Origin of the sequence: Burkholderia sp. Ac-20384 (genome assembly GCF_017104605.1) — a bacterium.
Lineage (GTDB): Bacteria > Pseudomonadota > Gammaproteobacteria > Burkholderiales > Burkholderiaceae > Burkholderia > Burkholderia lata.
In genome coordinates this window covers 1-16,624 of the sequence record NZ_JAAGPE010000213.1, presented here as the reverse complement: position 1 = coordinate 16,624, position 16,624 = coordinate 1, and the positions used below count along the sequence as shown (strand labels likewise).

Below are 16,624 nucleotides of genomic sequence, written 5' to 3'. Positions count from 1 at the left end.
CCTCTCCCGATCCCGGCATGCAGCCGGCCCGGCGTTACACTGCCGGGCTGCCCGCGCCGCGCGTGCCTGCCCGACCGGCGGCGCCACGCGCCGCCCGCCACGACGACTACCGAATCCGACCGCCATGTTCTCCATCATCATTCCGACCTGGAACAACCTGCCGTACCTCAAGCTCGTCGTCGACAGCCTGCGCCGCCACTCCGCGTACGACCATCAGATCATCGTTCACGTGAACGACGGCTCGGACGGCACGCTCGACTGGGTGCGCAGCGAAGGCATCGAGCACACCGCGTCGCCGACCAACATCGGTATCTGCCACGCGGTGAACTGGGCTGCCGCGCGCGCGACGCGCGACTACGTCGTCTACATGAACGACGACATGTTCTGCTGCCCCGGTTGGGACACGGCGCTCGTGCGCCGCATCGAACAGATGCCGACCGACCTCTTCATGCTGTCGGGCACGATGGTCGAGCCGGTCGACACGCGCAACCCGTGCGTGGTGGTCAGCAATTTCGGCCGCGACGCCGAAAACTTCGACGCGGCGGGCCTCGTTGCGGCAGCCCCGAAGCTCGTGCGCGCGGACTGGCTCGGCTCGACCTGGCCGCCGACGCTCGTGCATCGCGACTGGTGGAACCGGATCGGCGGCTACAGCAGCGAGCTGTCGCCCGGCATGAGCAGCGACAACGACTTCTCGATGAAATTCTGGGACGCCGGCTGCCGGATCTTCGTCGGGGTCGGCGACAGCCTCGTCTACCACTTCCAGCAGAAAAGCACGGGCAAGATCGTCAAGAACGACGGTCGCCGCCAGTTCCTGAACAAATGGGGCATGACCCAGGCGACGTTCGACCGCTATTTCCTGCATCGCGGCGAACCGGCCGGCACGCGCGTCGCGCTCGACACGCCGGCAGTTGAAGGACGCCTGAAGCGCGCACTGCTGCGCTCGCGGATCAAGCGCGCGTTCAGCTGATCAAGCCCCGAAAACGACACGGAAACGCGCCCTGCTTCGCGTATACTCTGCGCCGTTCGTCCCGGATCTCCCGCCGGGGCGCGCGGCGCGCAGCACGACGTACGCAAGCCGCATTCGTCCATTCGACAGGTTCCGATGCTTTCGTTTTCCGCTCCCGCCTCGCGGCGCCTGACCGCCGCCCGTGCATTCGCCGTTGCCGCGCTCTGCATGGTGCCGGTCTCGACCGCGCTGACCAACGTGTTCTGCGGGCTGTTCGCCGCCGCGCTCGTGATTTCCCCCGAATTCTGGCGCGACCTGCGCTCGTTCGTCACTGACCCGGCCTCGCTCGCGGCGCTGCTGATCCTGGCCGCGCTGGCCGCCAGCGTCACTTATACGGTTGCACCGCACGACAAGGCGTGGAACTGGGTCGCCAAGTACGACAAGCTGCTGCTGCTGCCATTCGCCGTGCTCGCCTTCCGCCATTCGAACTGGGCACCGATCGTGCGGCGCTGCTGGTTCGGCACGCTGTGCGTGATCCTGCTGCTGTCGACCACCAACTATCTCGGCCTGACCGCGATCGGGCCCGCGCACGCGACCGAACTGCCGCTGTCGCGCGCCTGGGTGTTCAAGAACCACATCGCCGCCGGCATGTTCGGCGCGCTGCTGTTCTACCAGGCGGCCGATCTCGCGCTGGCGGCCCGCACGGCGCTGTCACGCGCCGCGTATGCAGGCGTCGCCGCGTGGTCGCTCGTCAACGTGTTCGTGATGCTGCAGGGACGCACCGGGCAGGTCATCGCGCTGCTGCTGATCCTCGTCGTCGCCGTACGTTTCGTGCTGTTGCTGCGCCGGCAATCGGCGTTGCGCGCGGCGCTCGCCGCCGGCGTGTTCGTGCTGGCCGGCATCGCGCTCGTGATCGCCGCATGCACGGTTCACAACGGCCGGCTGACGAAAGTCGTGACGGAAGTGCAGCAATACCGGCAGAGCGACGCGGCCACGTCGACCGGGCTGCGCCTCGAGTGGTACAAGAAGGGGCTCGAGCTGTTTCGCCAGCGCCCGGTGATCGGCTACGGCGCGGGCGGCCTCGAATCCGAATTCGAGAAGCTCACGGCCGGCAAGACGGCGGCCGAAGGCCAGCTCACGTCGAACCCGCACAATGAATACCTGCTGATGGCCGTGCAGCTCGGCGCGGTCGGCCTGCTGCTGTTCATCAACCTGATCGTGCAGATTGCGCGCGGCAGCCGCACGCTCGATCCGCGCTCGCGGCATCTGCTGCTCGCCTGGCTCGCGATCTTCGCAATCGGCAGTCTCGCGAATTCGCTGCTGCTCGATTTCGCCGAAGGGCACCTGATCGTGCTGCTGGCCGGCATCCTGCTCGGCTGCGGCGAACGCGCCGAGGCGCTGCCGCGCGAAACGTCGGCGATCCGGCGCAGCGCGTAACGCGTTACACGCAGTGGCCTGCGCTCCGCCGGCGGCCGGCTTCGGCCACCGCGGAGTTCTCTACCCTCGAAGGAAACGGGCCGTGCGGCTGGCTCGTCGCCAGACAAGCGGCCTGCAACCGGCAGGAAACGCGCGTTACCCGCGCGTCAGTCGGATCCGCTGCGATGCAGTCGCGACGTATCGACGACGGCTTCGGCCGGGCCCGGCGGATTCAGCCCGAGCATCTCGGCCGCCGCGGCTTTCACGCGCTGCGCACCGAGATTCGCGAGGCAGTCGCTGCGGCTGTCGACCTTGCGCTCGCAGCCTTCGTGCCGGCACGGCACGCAATCGCCCTCCCCCTGCAGCAGCCACACGTTCCCGTGCCGCCCCGAGCCGCGCAGCGGCCACGGATTCTCGGTCGCCGGCCAGTGCTGCGGCCACGGGCCCCAGCGCACCGGGTCGGACGGGCCGAACAGCGCGATCGTGTCGGTGCCGGTCGCGGCCGCGACGTGCGTCGCGCCGGTGTCGGGCCCGATGAAAAGCCGCGCGCGCCGCACGAGTTCGGCGCTTTCGCCGAACGTCAGGCGGCCGACCAGATTCAGCACGTCGCCGCCCGCTTCGGCCGCAACCTGCTCCGCATACTCGCGCTCGCTGTCGGCCGGGCCGCCGGACAGCGCGACCGCGAAGCCGTGCTCGCGCAGCCAGCCGATCATCTCGACCCAGCCGTCGAGCCGCCATTGCTTATAACGGAACATCGGATACGGATGCAGGACGACCAGCGGCTTGCCGTCGCGGATCGCCGGCGATTCGGCAAGCCACGCGTCGAAGCGCGCGCGCCGCGCCGGATCGTCACCGATGCCGGGCGCGACGACCTCGGACACCGGCTCGATGCCGATCACGGGGGCGAGCGCAAGCGTGCTGACGACCGTGTGCGCGGATTCGTGGTGATTGATCGCGATCCCGTTCAGCATCATCCGCGTGAGCCAGGTCACGCGGTTCGGATCGACGAGGCCCACCCGCTTGCGGCCCGCGAACCAGCTGTAGAAGCGCGGCCGGTCGGAGCTCAGCGCCGCGCACGCGAGATCGTAGCGGCGCCACATCGACAGTGCGTCGCGCAGCCGCTCGCGGATTCCCGCGCGCTGCGCGACGACGATCACGCGCCGCACGTCCGGATTGTGCTCGAGCACGCCTTCGGTGCCGCGAAACACCAGCATGTCGATCTGCGCGTCCGGCCAGCGGGCCTTCAGCGAACGGACGAGCGGCGTCGTCAGCAGCACGTCGCCAATACGGCGCGGCGCGGCAACGAGGATGGTTCTGGGCGGGCGGGCGGAAGAAAACAGGGCCACGGCGGGTGTATCTGGCTGGCTGAACAAGGCTGGCAATGTACAGGATTTTGCAGCAGCCGGTGCGGCGTGGCGAATCGGCCGTGCGGCTGGCCTGATGCGGCCCCGCTCGCAGGGTGCGGCGAGGCCGGCGCACCGCGCGCCGGTGCGGGTGCCGTACGCGGTGCTTGCAATGCCGGTGGCGCTACGAAGCGACGGTCATGACCGCCGGCGCCGCAGCGGCGGCAGCCGGCCGCGCGTATGCCGTATCGGCAAACGGTTCGTCGCGACGGGTGGCCTGCGGCAGCAGGTGATTCACCGCACGCTCGACGTCGTCGATGCCGATCGCGTCGACGGTCGCGCCGGCGCGCAGGATCACGTGCGGCACACCGAGCGGATGCCAGCGCAGGTATTTCTCGGGACGGTCCTCGAACAGCGCGGCGACGGGCACGCCGAGCGCCGACGCGAGATGCACGGGGGCGCTGTCGGCCGAGACGATCGCATCGAGCAGGCTCGTCGCGGCCACCAGCTCGGCGACCGACGACGGCGCGACATGGCGCGCGCACACGTCGCGCCACGAATCGTCCTCGGGCGCATGGCCGACGGCCGGGTCGCGGAACACGATCACATCGGCGGACGGCGCAAGCCGCTCGGCGAGGTCGCGCCAGCGATCCGCCGGCCAGCGGCGCTCGGCCGCCTTGTTCGTCACGAACAGCCCGACCCGCGGCTTCGTGCGTGCGCCGAGCAGCCGATACCACGCGTCCTGCAGCGCGCGGTCGGGATGAACCGACAACGCGAGGCGGTCGAGATCGGCGCGGCCGAGTTCGGGTACGAGCCGGAAACCCGACAGCGCTTCGTGACACATCGGCCGCTGCGCGACGTGATCGGGCTTGCGATCGTCGAATTCGGTCTCGGCATCGTGCCAGCGGCAATCCTTCGCGCCGATCTGACGGGCGAACTGCATGCTGCTGCGATGCATGCCGCCGTTCGGCACGACCACGAGGTCGAACCGCAAGCGACGCAGGCGACGCACGAGCCGCAGCCGGTCGAAGAATGCGCGCATCCGTCCGGGGCGGTCGTTACGCTCGCATTGACGGCTATAGACGTAGGTGTGGATCGTGTCGACGTCCGGGTTTCCGGCCAGCGCGGCCGCGTTGTAGCGGTTCGCGACCACATGGAGTTCGGCGCCGGGCCAGCGCTCCTTCAGCGCGCGGAGAAACGCCGTCGTGCACAGCATGTCGCCCAGAAAATCGATCCGGATCACGAGGATCCGCTGCGTCGGGTTCACATTGGCCATGGTCATGTGGAGGCTGTCAGTTCTTTGTCGTCGCGACGGGCCATTCCACGGCATCCGCTTCCGGGGCGGCCTGGTCGCATGTCACCGCTCGCCGCACGGATCCGCCCCCGTATATGTGCGCGATACCGGCGCCACCTGCCGGACGAGCGGCGGTCGACGCCGCGTTCGTGCGGCTAGCGCGCGATTGTATAGCGTCCGGATGGCCAGCCCAAGACCCGTTTGCGGGAACATGCAAAAACGGCCCGCCGCACCGCACGATGGCGATGCGACGGGCCGCATGGTGCGACAGCCGTCCGACGGACCCGCGGTCAGTAGGTGATTTCGACGACGCTGCCGTCGAACGTCGCACGCAGCTCCGCGAGCAGCACGTCGCTCGGCTTCACGCGCCATGCGTCACCGAGGCGCATTTCACCCTGTGCCCGCGCGTTGCTGTAGTGGACCTGGACCGCGAGCCCGTTCGGCAGCGGCGCCTGCGGGCGACGACCGCCATCGCGCCCGCCGCCGCGCGGCGCCGGCGCTTCGACCACGTTCGCCGCCGGATCGTCCTTCGACACGTGCGGCTCGAGCACACGGCGCAGTGCGGCCGCGTCGGCGTTGCCGTTCATCGTCAGCCGCACGGCCTGCGCATAGCGGCTGCGTGCGCGCTCGAGATCCATCACGGTATCGGTCGTGAAGCGGATGCCGCCCGTGAACGCATCGTTGCGCGCCTGCCCCTGCACGATCAGCAGCTCGTCTTCCTTGAACAGCGCCTTGTTCGCCTCGAACTGCTCGTTGAAGATCGTGATCTCGCACTGGCCCGAGCCATCGTCGAGCAGCGCGATCAGCATCTTGCCGCGCTGGGTCATCTGCGTGCGCAGCGACGCGATGATGCCGGCCACGAGCTTGTCGCGCCCTTCCTTCAGATCGCCGACCTTCTGCCGCACGAAGCGGCGCACCTCGTCGCGATACGCGTCGAACAGGTGGCCGGACAGGTAGAAACCGAGCGCGCCCTTCTCTTCCTGCAGGCGGCGCTTGTCGTCCCACGCGGGCTCGTCGACGAGCGCATGCGCGTGCGGCGACTCGGCGCCCATGTCGAACAGGCCGGCCTGCATTGCGTTCGCCTCGGCCTGGTCGGCCGCTTCCATCGCCAGCGGCACCGACGCGATCAGCTGCGCACGGTTCGTGTTCAGCGAATCGAACGCGCCGGCACGGATCAGCGCCTCGACCGTGCGGCGGTTGACGACGCGCCGGTCGATCCGCTCGCAGAAGTCGAACAGGTCGGTGAACGCCTTTTCCTCGCGGGCGCGCAGGATTTCCTCGATCGCGTTCTGGCCGCTGCCCTTCACCGCGCCGAGACCGTAGCGGATCGTGCGCGAACGCTTGCCGTCGGCTTCGGCGACCGGCTCGAAACGGTAATGCGACTGGTTGATGTCCGGCGGCAGCACGGCGAGGTTGTTCACGACGCAATCGTCGAACAGGATCTTCACCTTGTCGGTGTCGTCCATCGCGAGCGTCATGTTGGCCGCCATGAATTCGGCCGGATGGTGCGCCTTCAGCCATGCGGTGTAGTACGCGAGCAGCGCATAGGCGGCCGCATGCGACTTGTTGAAGCCGTAGCCCGCGAACTTCTCCATCAAGTCGAAGATCTCGTCGGACTTCTCGCGCGTGAGACCGTTCGTCGCCGCGCCCTCCGCGAAGATCTCGCGGTGCTTGGCCATCTCCTCGGGCTTCTTCTTGCCCATCGCGCGACGCAGCAAGTCGGCGCCGCCGAGCGAGTAGCCGCCGATGATCTGCGCCATCTGCATCACCTGCTCCTGATAGACCATGATGCCGTAGGTCTCTTTCAGGACGGGTTCGACGCGCGGATCCGGATACTCGACCTTCTCGCGGCCGTGCTTCCGTGCGCAGAAGCTCGGGATCAGGTCCATCGGGCCCGGACGGTACAACGACACGAGCGCGATGATGTCCTCGAAGCGGTCGGGCTGCGCATCCTTCAGCATGCCCTGCATCCCGCGGCTTTCCAGCTGGAACACCGCGACCGTGTTGGCCTTCTTCAGGATCTGGAACGAGGCGGGATCGTCGAGCGGCACCTGCGCGAGCGCCCAGTCGGCCTTCGACGGATCGAGGCGGCGGATGTAGCGCTCGGCCCAGTCGAGGATCGTCAGCGTCGTGAGACCCAGAAAGTCGAACTTCACGAGGCCGACGGCTTCGACGTCGTCCTTGTCGTACTGGCTCACCACGCCGCCGTCGTCACCCTGCGTGTACAGCGGGCAGAAATCGGTCAGCTTGCCGGGCGCGATCAGCACGCCGCCCGCGTGCATCCCGACGTTACGCGTGAGGCCCTCGACGCGCTGCGCGAGATCGAGCAGCTGGTGCACCTCGTCCTCGTGGTCGTAGCGCTCCTGCAGCTGCGGCTCTTCCTTCATCGCGTCGGCGATCGTCACGTGCTTGCCCGGCTTGAACGGGATCAGCTTCGCGATGCCATCGGTGAACATGTAGCCGAGGTCGAGCACGCGGCCGATGTCGCGCACGGCCGCCTTCGCGGCCATCGTGCCGAAGGTGGCGATCTGCGACACGGCGTCCGCGCCGTACTTCTCCTTCACGTACTGGATCACGCGATCGCGGCCGTGCTGGCAGAAGTCGATGTCGAAGTCGGGCATCGACACGCGTTCCGGGTTCAGGAAACGCTCGAACAGCAGGTTGTAGCGCAGCGGGTCGAGGTCGGTAATGCCGAGCGCGTACGCGACCAGCGAACCGGCGCCCGAGCCGCGGCCCGGGCCGACCGGCACGCCGTTGTTCTTCGCCCAGTTGATGAAGTCCGCAACGATCAGGAAGTAGCCCGGGAAACCCATCTTCGTGATGGTCCCGCACTCGAATTCGAGTCGCTTGTAGTACGTGTCGCGCTGCGCATCGCGTTCGGCTTCGGCCGGATACAGCTGCGCGAGACGGGTCTCGAGCCCTTCCTTCGACAGCTGGACCAGGTAGTCGTCGAGCGACATGCCGTCCGGCGTCGGGAACAGCGGCAGTTTCGGCTTGCCGAGCTCGAGCTTCAGGTTGCAGCGCTTCGCGACTTCGACCGTGTTCGCGATCGCCGACGGCAGGTCGGCGAACAGCGCGGCCATGTCGTCCTGCGTGCGGAAATACTGGTCGGTCGTGAACCGCTTCTGGCGCCGCGGGTTCGCGAGGATGTCGCCTTCCGAGATACACACGCGCGCCTCGTGCGCGGTGAAATCGTCGTCGGTCATGAACTGCGTCGGGTGCGTCGCGACGACCGGCAGCTTCAGCGCCGCCGCGAGCGTCGCGGCCTGCTGGATGTACGCCTCGGCGCCCGGCTGGCCGTAACGCTGCAGCTCGATGTAGAAGCCGCCCGGGAACACCTTCGCCCAGCGCTCGGCGTGACGGCGCGCGGCTTCTTCGTTGCCCGCGGCAAGCGCGAGCCCGATGTCGCCCTGTTGCGCGCCCGACAGCGCGAGCAGCCCCTGCGAAAGCTCGCCGTCGAGCCAGCTCGCGTCGAGCTCCGCACGGCCGCGGTACTGGTTCGTGAGCCACGCCTTCGACAGCAGCTCGCAGAGATTCAGGTAGCCGACCTTGTCCTTGACGAGCAGCAGCAGCCGCGACGGCTTGTCGCGGTCGTCCGGATTGGCGATCCAGACGTCGCAGCCGGCGATCGGCTTGATGCCCTTGCCGCGGGCTTCCTGGTAGAAACGGACGAGACCGAATGCGTTGCCGAGATCGGTGAGCGCGAGCGCGCCCTGACCGTCTGCGGCCGCCGCCTTGACGATGTCGTCAATGCGCACGATGCCGTCGGCAATCGAGAATTCGGAGTGGACGCGAAGATGGACGAAGCGGGGATCTGACATGGGCGCTATTGTAGCCGCCCCGCTGCGCAGGCTGCCCAAAAAATCCCCGCCCTGGCCGTTCGGCCGATGCACGCGACCGCACGTCGCGCGGCTGGCCAAACGGCAGGATGCCGGCCTGAGCGCGGTTTGCGGGATAATACGGTTTTTCGAATCAACGCCCCGGCTTCGCACCCTTTTTTGCGGGCCGCCGTGCGGCCGTTTTCCCGTCGGACCATCATGACCATCGTCAACCTCGCCGCCTACCATTTCGTGTCGCTCGACACGAACGAGCAATGGCGCCCGCTCGTCACCGCCCGCTGCAACGAACTCGGCCTGCGCGGCACGATCCTGCTCGCGCCGGAAGGCATCAACCTGTTCATCGCCGGCACGCGCGAAGCGACCGACGCGTTCATCGCGTACCTCCGCCACGATCCGCTGTTCGAAGGCAAGTTCGCGACGCTGCAGTTCAAGGAAAGCCTGTCCGACTCGCAGCCGTTCCGCCGCATGCTCGTGCGCCTGAAGCGCGAAATCATCACGATGAAGAAGCCGGCGATCAAGCCGGAACTCGGCCGCGCGCCGTTCGTCGACGCGCAGACGCTGAAGACGTGGCTCGACCGCGGCCACGACGACACGGGCCGCCCGGTCGTGATGCTCGACACGCGCAACGCATTCGAAGTCGACGTCGGCACGTTCGACGACGCGCTCGACTACCGGATCGACAAGTTCAGCGAATTCCCCGAAGTGATCGACGCGAACCGCGCCGACCTCGAAGGCAAGACGGTCGTGTCGTTCTGCACGGGCGGAATCCGCTGCGAGAAAGCCGCGATCCACATGAAGGAAATCGGCATCGAGAACGTGTACCAGCTCGAAGGCGGGATCCTGAAATACTTCGAGGAAGTCGGCGGCGCGCACTATCACGGCGACTGCTTCGTGTTCGACTACCGCACCGCGCTGAACCCGCAACTCCAGCCCACCGAGAACGTCACGTGCTTCGCGTGCCGCGCGGTCGTCACGCCGGAAGCGCAACAGTCGCCGAGCTACGTGCCCGGCCAGTCGTGCCCGGCCTGCGCACCGGCAGCCAGCGCCGCGTAAACGCGCACTGCCCCGCGCCCCGATGACCGGCTATCGCGGCCGCTTCGCGCCGTCGCCCACCGGCCCGCTGCATTTCGGCTCGCTGGTCGGCGCACTCGCGAGCTGGCTCGACGCGCGCGCGCACGGCGGCGCATGGCTCGTGCGCATCGAGGATCTCGACGGCCCGCGCACGGTGCCCGGCGCCGCCGACGACATCCTCGCGACGCTCGCGCATTTCGGCATGACGCCCGACGAGCCGCCCGTCTGGCAAAGCACGCGCGATGCCGCCTATACGGCCGCGCTCGATCGGCTCGTCGCGGCGGGGTTCGTCTATCCGTGCGGCTGCACGCGCAAGGAAATCGCCGATTCGCTGCGCGCCGCGCACGAGCGCCACACGACGCTCGCGTACCCGGGCACCTGCCGCACCGGCCTGCACGGCAAGCCCGCGCGCGCGTGGCGGCTACGCGTGCCGGATGGCGACGACGCGATCGTCACGTTCGACGATCGCTGGCAGCACACCCAATCGCAGAACCTCGCAACCGAAGTCGGCGATTTCGTGCTGAAGCGCGCGGACGGCCAATGGGCCTATCAACTCGCGGTCGTCGTCGACGATGCCGATGCGCACATCACGCACGTCGTGCGCGGCGCCGACCTGCTCGACTCGACCGCGCGCCAGATTCACCTGCAGCACTGCCTCGGCGTGCCGACGCCGCAGTACCTGCATGTGCCCGTCGTCGTCGATGCGAACGGCGAAAAGCTCAGCAAGCAGACGGGCGCAACTGCGCTCGAACGCGACGACCCGCTGCCGGCGCTACAGGCCGCGGCCGCCCATCTGGGCCTCGCGCCCGACGGTGCGCTCGCGGGCACGACGCTCGATTCGTTCTACGCCGCCGCCACGGCCGCGTGGGCAATGCGCTTCGGGCCGCAGGCCGGCTGACGCGCGCAGCGCGCCGGTTTCGCGGCGATCCGGCGTAAGCCGGATGCCGACTGCATCGCCCACCGCCGGCGCCCCGTGCCCTCTCCCCCATCGAACCGCAGCCCCAATGAAAAACGGGCACATGCTCATCGCATGCACCCGTTTCTCCCGCAGCGCTCGCGCGCCGCACCGTCACTCCGCCCGGCTTACGCCGACGGCTTGCGCGGCATGCCGAACCCGCCGAGCAGTGCGGCGACCTGACGCTTCGGCCCCTTCTTCTCGGGCTGCTGCGCAGGCTGCGCGTCGTCGTGCTGCTTCGCCGGCGCCGACGGCTCGTACGGCTTCAGGAAGAAATCGTCGACCGGCGCTTCGTGGCGACGGTGATGACCGCGCTCCGAACCGCCCGGCCGGCGCCCCGCCGACGCACCGCGATGCTCGTCGCGATCGCGACGGCCACCTCGTTCGCCGCCCCGTTCACCACCGCGCTCGCTGTTGCGATCGCCGCCGCGGTCGTTGCCGCGCTCGTCGTGACGATGGCGCGCCGGCTTGTCGAGCGCGAGCGTCTGCATTTCGAGCGGACGCTTGATCAGCTTCTCGATATCGGCGAGCTGCTTGCGCTCGTTCGGGCTGCACAGCGACAGCGCGTCGCCCGTCGCACCCGCGCGGCCGGTACGGCCGATCCGGTGCACGTAGTCTTCCGCGCTGAACGGCAGGTCGAAGTTGATCACGGCCGGCAGCTCGGCGATGTCGAGGCCGCGCGCGGCCACGTCGGTCGCAACCAGCGCCTCGATCTCGCCGCGCTTGAACGCGTCGAGTGCCTGCATCCGCTCGATCTGCGTCTTGTCGCCGTGGATCGCCGACGCGACCACGCCGTCGCGCTCGAGATTGCGCGCAAGCCGGCTCGCGCCGATCTTGCTGTTGCAGAACACGATCACCTGCTTGAGGCCGCGGTCGCGCAGCAATTGCACGACGGCCGCCTGCTTGTCGCCTTCGGCGACGTCGTAGACGATCTGCGTGACGTTCGCGTTCGTCGAGTTGCTGCGCGCGACTTCGATCGTCTGCGGGTTGCGCAGGTAGGTCGACGCGAGCTTCTTGATTTCGCCCGAGAAGGTGGCCGAGAACAGCAGCGTCTGGCGCTCCTTCGGCAGCAGGTTCAGGATGCGCTGCAGGTCGGGCAGGAAGCCCATGTCGAGCATCCGGTCGGCTTCGTCGAGCACGAGGATCTGCACCTGGCCGAGATTCGCCGTCTTCTGCTGCACGTGGTCGAGCAGGCGGCCCGGCGTCGCGATCAGGACCTCGACGCCGCGGCGCAGTTCGGCCATCTGCGGGTTCATGTCGACGCCGCCGAACACGACCGCGCTGCGCAGCGGCGTGTGCTTCGCATACGCGTGCACGTTCGCGGCGACCTGGTCGGCGAGTTCGCGGGTCGGCGTGAGGATCAGCGCTCGCACCGGGTGGCGCGCCGGAGACGCGCTCGTGTTGGCCTGCGGCAGCAAGCGCTGGATGATCGGCAGCGAGAAGCTCGCGGTCTTGCCGGTACCCGTTTGCGCGGCGCCCATGACGTCGCGGCCGGCGAGCACGACCGGAATGGCCTGCGCCTGGATCGGCGTTGGCGTCGTATAGCCCTGCTCCGCAATGGCTTTCAGGATATCGGCGGCAAGGCCGAATTGATCGAAGGTTGCGTCGACGGGCTTGGCGACAGAATCGGACATGGTGGCGTTTCGCTCAAAAGGCGCGGCGGGGACATCGTGCGTCAGGCCAGCCGGGCCTGCGCTCATCACAATTCGGAAATAGACGGAGCCGCGGCGCGCCGCGCGGCGCCGCTCTGGCGCTTGGGACCGGTTCAATGCGAACGCTGGACGCCAGGCCGTGCGGACTCCGTTCGGCGCGAATGCCGGCGGAAAGGGGCGTATTGTAGCACTGCACGGCCATCTGTCCGTGACAACGCCACGAACGGCCGCAACGGCAGTTCGCGCGGTGGGCTCGGGCAGGCCTGTGCGGCAGACGGATAGTCCGGTCGAACTATCCCGATCGGCCGGCGGGCAATTTCAGGGGCCTGATCCCGAATCGTCTTGCCCGATCGCCCGCCGCCAGCCCGCGTGCCGGGCCGTCAGGCCCGGGAGCCGGCCGCCGGCTGGCACCGGCAGCGCCATCCACGTTCCCGCCCGGCGCTCAGCCCTTCTTCTTTTTCTTCTCGACCTGTACGCAGTCGCCCAGCAGCGGCGGCGAGCTCTGGTCGGCGATCTCGTCGCGCAGCGTCGCTTCCTTGCCCTTCGTCCACCACGTATAGCGGCCGGCCTGGTAGCGTGCGCCCGACGCCGACACGGTGTCGACGAACAGCATCTGCTTCCCGTTGACCGGCACGAGCGCGAAGCTCTGGCCGTTGCCGGCGAGCCAGTACGACACGCGCACCGGCTGCTTCTGGTTCGCGCACTGGTAGACGGTGAACTGGCGCGAATCGGCGTCGATCTCTTCGACGGTCAGTTGCGCGGCATGCGCGACGGAAACGGCCGTGCCGGCAAGCGCGAGCGCGGCGAGGGTTTGGCGAATCATGCAGGTCCTCTCACGAGACGGGTGGAAGCGCGCCCTCGCGGGGCGCGCGATTATTGTTGGCGATCGGGTCGGGTATCGTGATCAGGGATCGATGACGCCGGCACACGCGTCGGTCGGCGCGGCCGCGACATGGCCGACGAGCGGCACGATCTTGAGCCCGGCCGAGGCTACCCGGCACGGGGCGGCCGCGAGGCCGCAACCCGCGAGGTTCACTGCAAGCGCCAGCGCGGCGGCCAGCTTTCCGATACGCAGCCACTTCGGCGTCATCGTCCTCTCCTGTATACGTCAGCGTGCCGACACGGGCCGCACAGCCGCGGCCGCGCGCTTCGCGCGTTCGCGGGCTTCGTCGACGGTCGCGCCGGTCGCCAGCGCGACACCCATGCGCCGCTTCGCAAAACTTTCCGGCTTGCCGAACAGGCGCAGGTCGGCGCCCGGCACCGCGAGCGCTTCACGCACGCCTTCGAACGCGATCCCGCGCTCGTCGAGCCCGCCGTAGATCACGGCCGACGCGGCCGGCGTACCGAGCGCCGGATCGACCGGCAGCCCGAGAATCGCACGCGCGTGCAGCTCGAATTCCGACTGGCGCTGCGACGCGAGCGTGACGAGGCCCGTATCGTGCGGCCGCGGGCTCACCTCGGAGAACCAGACGTCGTCGCCGTTCACGAACAGCTCGACGCCGAACATCCCGCGCCCGCCGAGCGCCTCGGTGACCTTATGCGCGATCTCGCGCGACTTCTCGAGCGCCACCGCGCTCATCGGCTGCGGCTGCCACGACTCGACGTAGTCGCCCGCGACCTGCACGTGGCCGACCGGCTCGCAGAAGTAGGTGCGCGTGGCGTCCGTCGCCGGATCGATCGCGCGCACGGTGAGCTGCGTGATCTCGTAGTCGAAATCGATGAAGCCCTCGACGATCACGCGGCCGTGGTTCACACGTCCGCCCGCCATCGCGTAGTCCCACGCCGGCTTCACGTCGGCTTCGGTCTTCACGACCGACTGCCCCTTGCCTGACGACGACATCACGGGCTTCACGACGCACGGCATGCCGATCTTCGCGATCGCCGCGCTGAACGCCTCGAACGAATCCGCGAACGCATACGGCGAGGTCGGCAGGCCGAGCTCCTCGGCCGCGAGCCGGCGGATCCCTTCGCGGTTCATCGTGAGCTGCGTCGCGCGTGCGGTCGGGATCACCTCGGCGAGGCCGGCCGCCTCGATCGCCGCGAGCGCGTCGGTCGCGATCGCCTCGATCTCGGGCACGATCAGGTGCGGGCGTTCGGCTTCGACGATCGCCCGCAGCGCGGCGGCGTCCGTCATGTCGATCACGTGCGCGCGATGCGCGACCTGGTGGCCCGGTGCGTCCGGATAGCGATCGACCGCGACGACTTCGACGCCGAGCCGCTGCAACGCGATGATGACTTCCTTGCCGAGTTCGCCGGCGCCGAGCAGCATGACGCGCGTGGCCGAGGGTGAGAGCGGCGTACCGAGCCGCTGACCGATCTGCATGTGATTACCCGCTTCTGATGGAGGACGAAAACGGCTCCGATGTTAACACGCGCCACGACACCGGTTTTGCGCGTTTCGGCGCGCCGGCAACCGGCCGCGGGCCGCTCGCAAGCAGGCTGCGAACGTTTTCACGCGTGAAGTGTCGGCTCGCCTGCCGCGGGGCGGGTGCGTTACTCTTACGCCTTGATCAGAATCCGATGAGGAACGAGGCTCATGTCCCACCTGTCCGCCGCCGCACGCGCACGCACCGGCCTGCTTCGCCCGTTGCGCGCGCCGCTCTGCGCGTTGACGCTTGCCACGCTTCTCGCCGCCTGCGCGATGCCGACCCACCCCGATTCCACCGCCCCCGCGCCCGACCCGTACAACCCGGCCGCCGTCCAGCTGCTCGACGACACGAGCTGGGAACTCACCAGCTGGGTGAATGCCGACGGCACGCAGCGCGCGATCCCGCACGGCGACAACGGCGAGCCGATCAAGCTCGCGCTGTCGACCGACTCGGGCATCCGGCGCGCCAGCGGATTTTCCGGCTGCAATCGTTATATGGGCACCTACGCGATCAAGAACGGCCTGCTGAGCTTCGGGCCGCTCGCCGGTACGCGGATGGCCTGCCCGAATACGCTCGGCGGCCAGCTCGAAACCGCGTACCTCGACGCACTCGCGCACGTCGACAAGACCGGCGTGCAGATGCGCGAGCCGCGGCAATTGCAGCTCGTGACCAATTCCGGCGCAACACTGACCTTTACGCACCGGAGCCCCTGATGCACGGCGCGCGCGAAGGCCGACCGACCGCCTTCGCATGGCGCGGCACGCGCGCGCGTGCCGCGCATACGCGTCGCGCGGCGTGAATTGGATGCACGCCGCGTTAGAGTCTTGTTCGCCGGCCGGTTAAACTCGGCGGGTCGCGCCCCGCGCGCCCCTCCCCATTCCTGTTTCAAAGCATGCACACGGTTGTCTTCGGCTGGTTCGGCATCTCCGCCGTCTGGTTCCTCCTTCTCTTCTGGCGTCTCGTGCAGGCGATGCTGCCTGGCGGTGTCGGGCTTGCCGGCCGCGGCTCGATCCGTCTGTGGCTCGGCTTCGCCGCGGTGTTCGTGGCGAGCTGCACGCTGACGAGCCCGCTGTCGGGCCCCGACACGAACGCGCTCGGCCATGCGTTCTCGGCAGGCTTCGCCCACGTGCTCGGCCCGATCGGCACGCCGGTCGCGATGGTCGTGCTGTTCTTCGCCGGGTTGCCCTGGCTGACCGGCATCGGCTGGCGCCAGTTCGCCGCGTGGGTCGATACGTCGTTCGGCGTCAAGCTGGCGCGCGACGGCGGTGACGACGAAGCGCGCGGCATCGCCGACCTGCCGCGCAGCGCACTGCATCGCGACGACGATGTCGTCCAGCCGACCACCGCGCATACCGTCAATTCGATGGCGCCGCGCCAGAACGGCCGGTACTCGCGCCCGACGCTGTGGAAACCCGACCCGCAGGCGCGACCGAAGCCGCGCAGCAGCACGCCGCCGCGTCCGCCCGTGGAACCCGTCGCGCCGTCGGGCTGGTTGAAGCCGACCGCGCCCCAGCGCAGCGTGCCGACACCGCCCGCGCCGATCACTCCCGCCAGCGCGATGCCGCCGCCCACGACCGGCAGCACCGCCAGCCTCGCGCGCGCGGCAGCCAACTCGCAAGTCCCGCGCCCCGATCCGGCCCCGCTTCCTGCCGGATTCGAGCCTGTCCGCCCGCGGCCGACAGCCGCGCGACCGGCCACCGCCGCGTTGAAGCCGACCCCGCCGCGTACCACCGTCACGA

12 protein-coding genes and 1 pseudogene are annotated in these 16,624 nt (G+C 68.8%); 6 read left to right on the top strand and 7 right to left on the bottom strand.

What is annotated here, in order from left to right; translation table 11 throughout:
- Positions 1-124 precede the first annotated feature (124 nt).
- Entirely contained in the window at positions 125-967 is an 843-nt protein-coding gene (locus G3O00_RS29555; RefSeq protein WP_041492914.1) for a glycosyltransferase, read from the top strand.
- Positions 968-1,102: 135 nt separating this feature from the next.
- Entirely contained in the window at positions 1,103-2,383 is a 1,281-nt protein-coding gene (locus G3O00_RS29550) for an O-antigen ligase family protein (protein WP_206145137.1), read from the top strand.
- 146 nt (positions 2,384-2,529) lie between these two features.
- Here the strand turns inward: G3O00_RS29550 and G3O00_RS29545 are convergent, their stop codons facing one another.
- The 3 genes from G3O00_RS29545 to dnaE form a co-directional block, all read right to left on the bottom strand.
- Entirely contained in the window at positions 2,530-3,708 is a 1,179-nt protein-coding gene (locus tag G3O00_RS29545; protein ID WP_206145136.1) for a glycosyltransferase family 9 protein, read from the bottom strand.
- A gap of 181 nt (positions 3,709-3,889) precedes the next feature.
- On the bottom strand, positions 3,890-4,981 hold the full coding sequence (locus G3O00_RS29540) for a glycosyltransferase family 9 protein (protein WP_206145138.1): 1,092 nt from the start codon (positions 4,979-4,981) through the stop codon (positions 3,890-3,892).
- Positions 4,982-5,289: 308 nt separating this feature from the next.
- Entirely contained in the window at positions 5,290-8,820 is a 3,531-nt protein-coding gene (dnaE, locus tag G3O00_RS29535; protein WP_011352775.1) for a DNA polymerase III subunit alpha, read from the bottom strand.
- A 216-nt stretch (positions 8,821-9,036) separates the two neighbouring features.
- Between dnaE and G3O00_RS29530 the strand changes: the two genes are divergently transcribed.
- On the top strand, positions 9,037-9,891 hold the full coding sequence (locus G3O00_RS29530; RefSeq protein WP_206145135.1) for a sulfurtransferase: 855 nt from the start codon (positions 9,037-9,039) through the stop codon (positions 9,889-9,891).
- A 22-nt stretch (positions 9,892-9,913) separates the two neighbouring features.
- On the top strand, positions 9,914-10,807 hold the full coding sequence (gluQRS, locus tag G3O00_RS29525) for a tRNA glutamyl-Q(34) synthetase GluQRS (protein ID WP_206145134.1): 894 nt from the start codon (positions 9,914-9,916) through the stop codon (positions 10,805-10,807).
- A gap of 185 nt (positions 10,808-10,992) precedes the next feature.
- Here the strand turns inward: gluQRS and G3O00_RS29520 are convergent, their stop codons facing one another.
- From G3O00_RS29520 to purT, 4 genes are all read right to left on the bottom strand, one after another.
- Entirely contained in the window at positions 10,993-12,564 is a 1,572-nt protein-coding gene (locus G3O00_RS29520; protein ID WP_206145133.1) for a DEAD/DEAH box helicase, read from the bottom strand.
- Positions 12,565-12,958: 394 nt separating this feature from the next.
- On the bottom strand, positions 12,959-13,339 hold the full coding sequence (locus G3O00_RS29515; RefSeq protein WP_011352779.1) for an MliC family protein: 381 nt from the start codon (positions 13,337-13,339) through the stop codon (positions 12,959-12,961).
- A gap of 81 nt (positions 13,340-13,420) precedes the next feature.
- Positions 13,421-13,606 (bottom strand): DUF6726 family protein, encoded by a 186-nt coding sequence (locus G3O00_RS29510; protein WP_011352780.1) that lies wholly within the window; start codon positions 13,604-13,606, stop codon positions 13,421-13,423.
- An 18-nt stretch (positions 13,607-13,624) separates the two neighbouring features.
- Positions 13,625-14,839, bottom strand: a complete 1,215-nt coding sequence (purT, locus tag G3O00_RS29505) for a formate-dependent phosphoribosylglycinamide formyltransferase (protein ID WP_011352781.1) — start codon at positions 14,837-14,839, stop codon at positions 13,625-13,627.
- A 213-nt stretch (positions 14,840-15,052) separates the two neighbouring features.
- Here purT and G3O00_RS29500 point away from each other — a divergent pair, with 213 nt between their 5' ends.
- A complete protein-coding gene (locus tag G3O00_RS29500; RefSeq protein WP_011352782.1) occupies positions 15,053-15,598 on the top strand; it encodes an META domain-containing protein in 546 nt (181 codons plus the stop codon).
- Positions 15,599-15,777: 179 nt separating this feature from the next.
- Positions 15,778-16,624: pseudogene (locus G3O00_RS29495) on the top strand (DNA translocase FtsK); the annotation flags it as partial.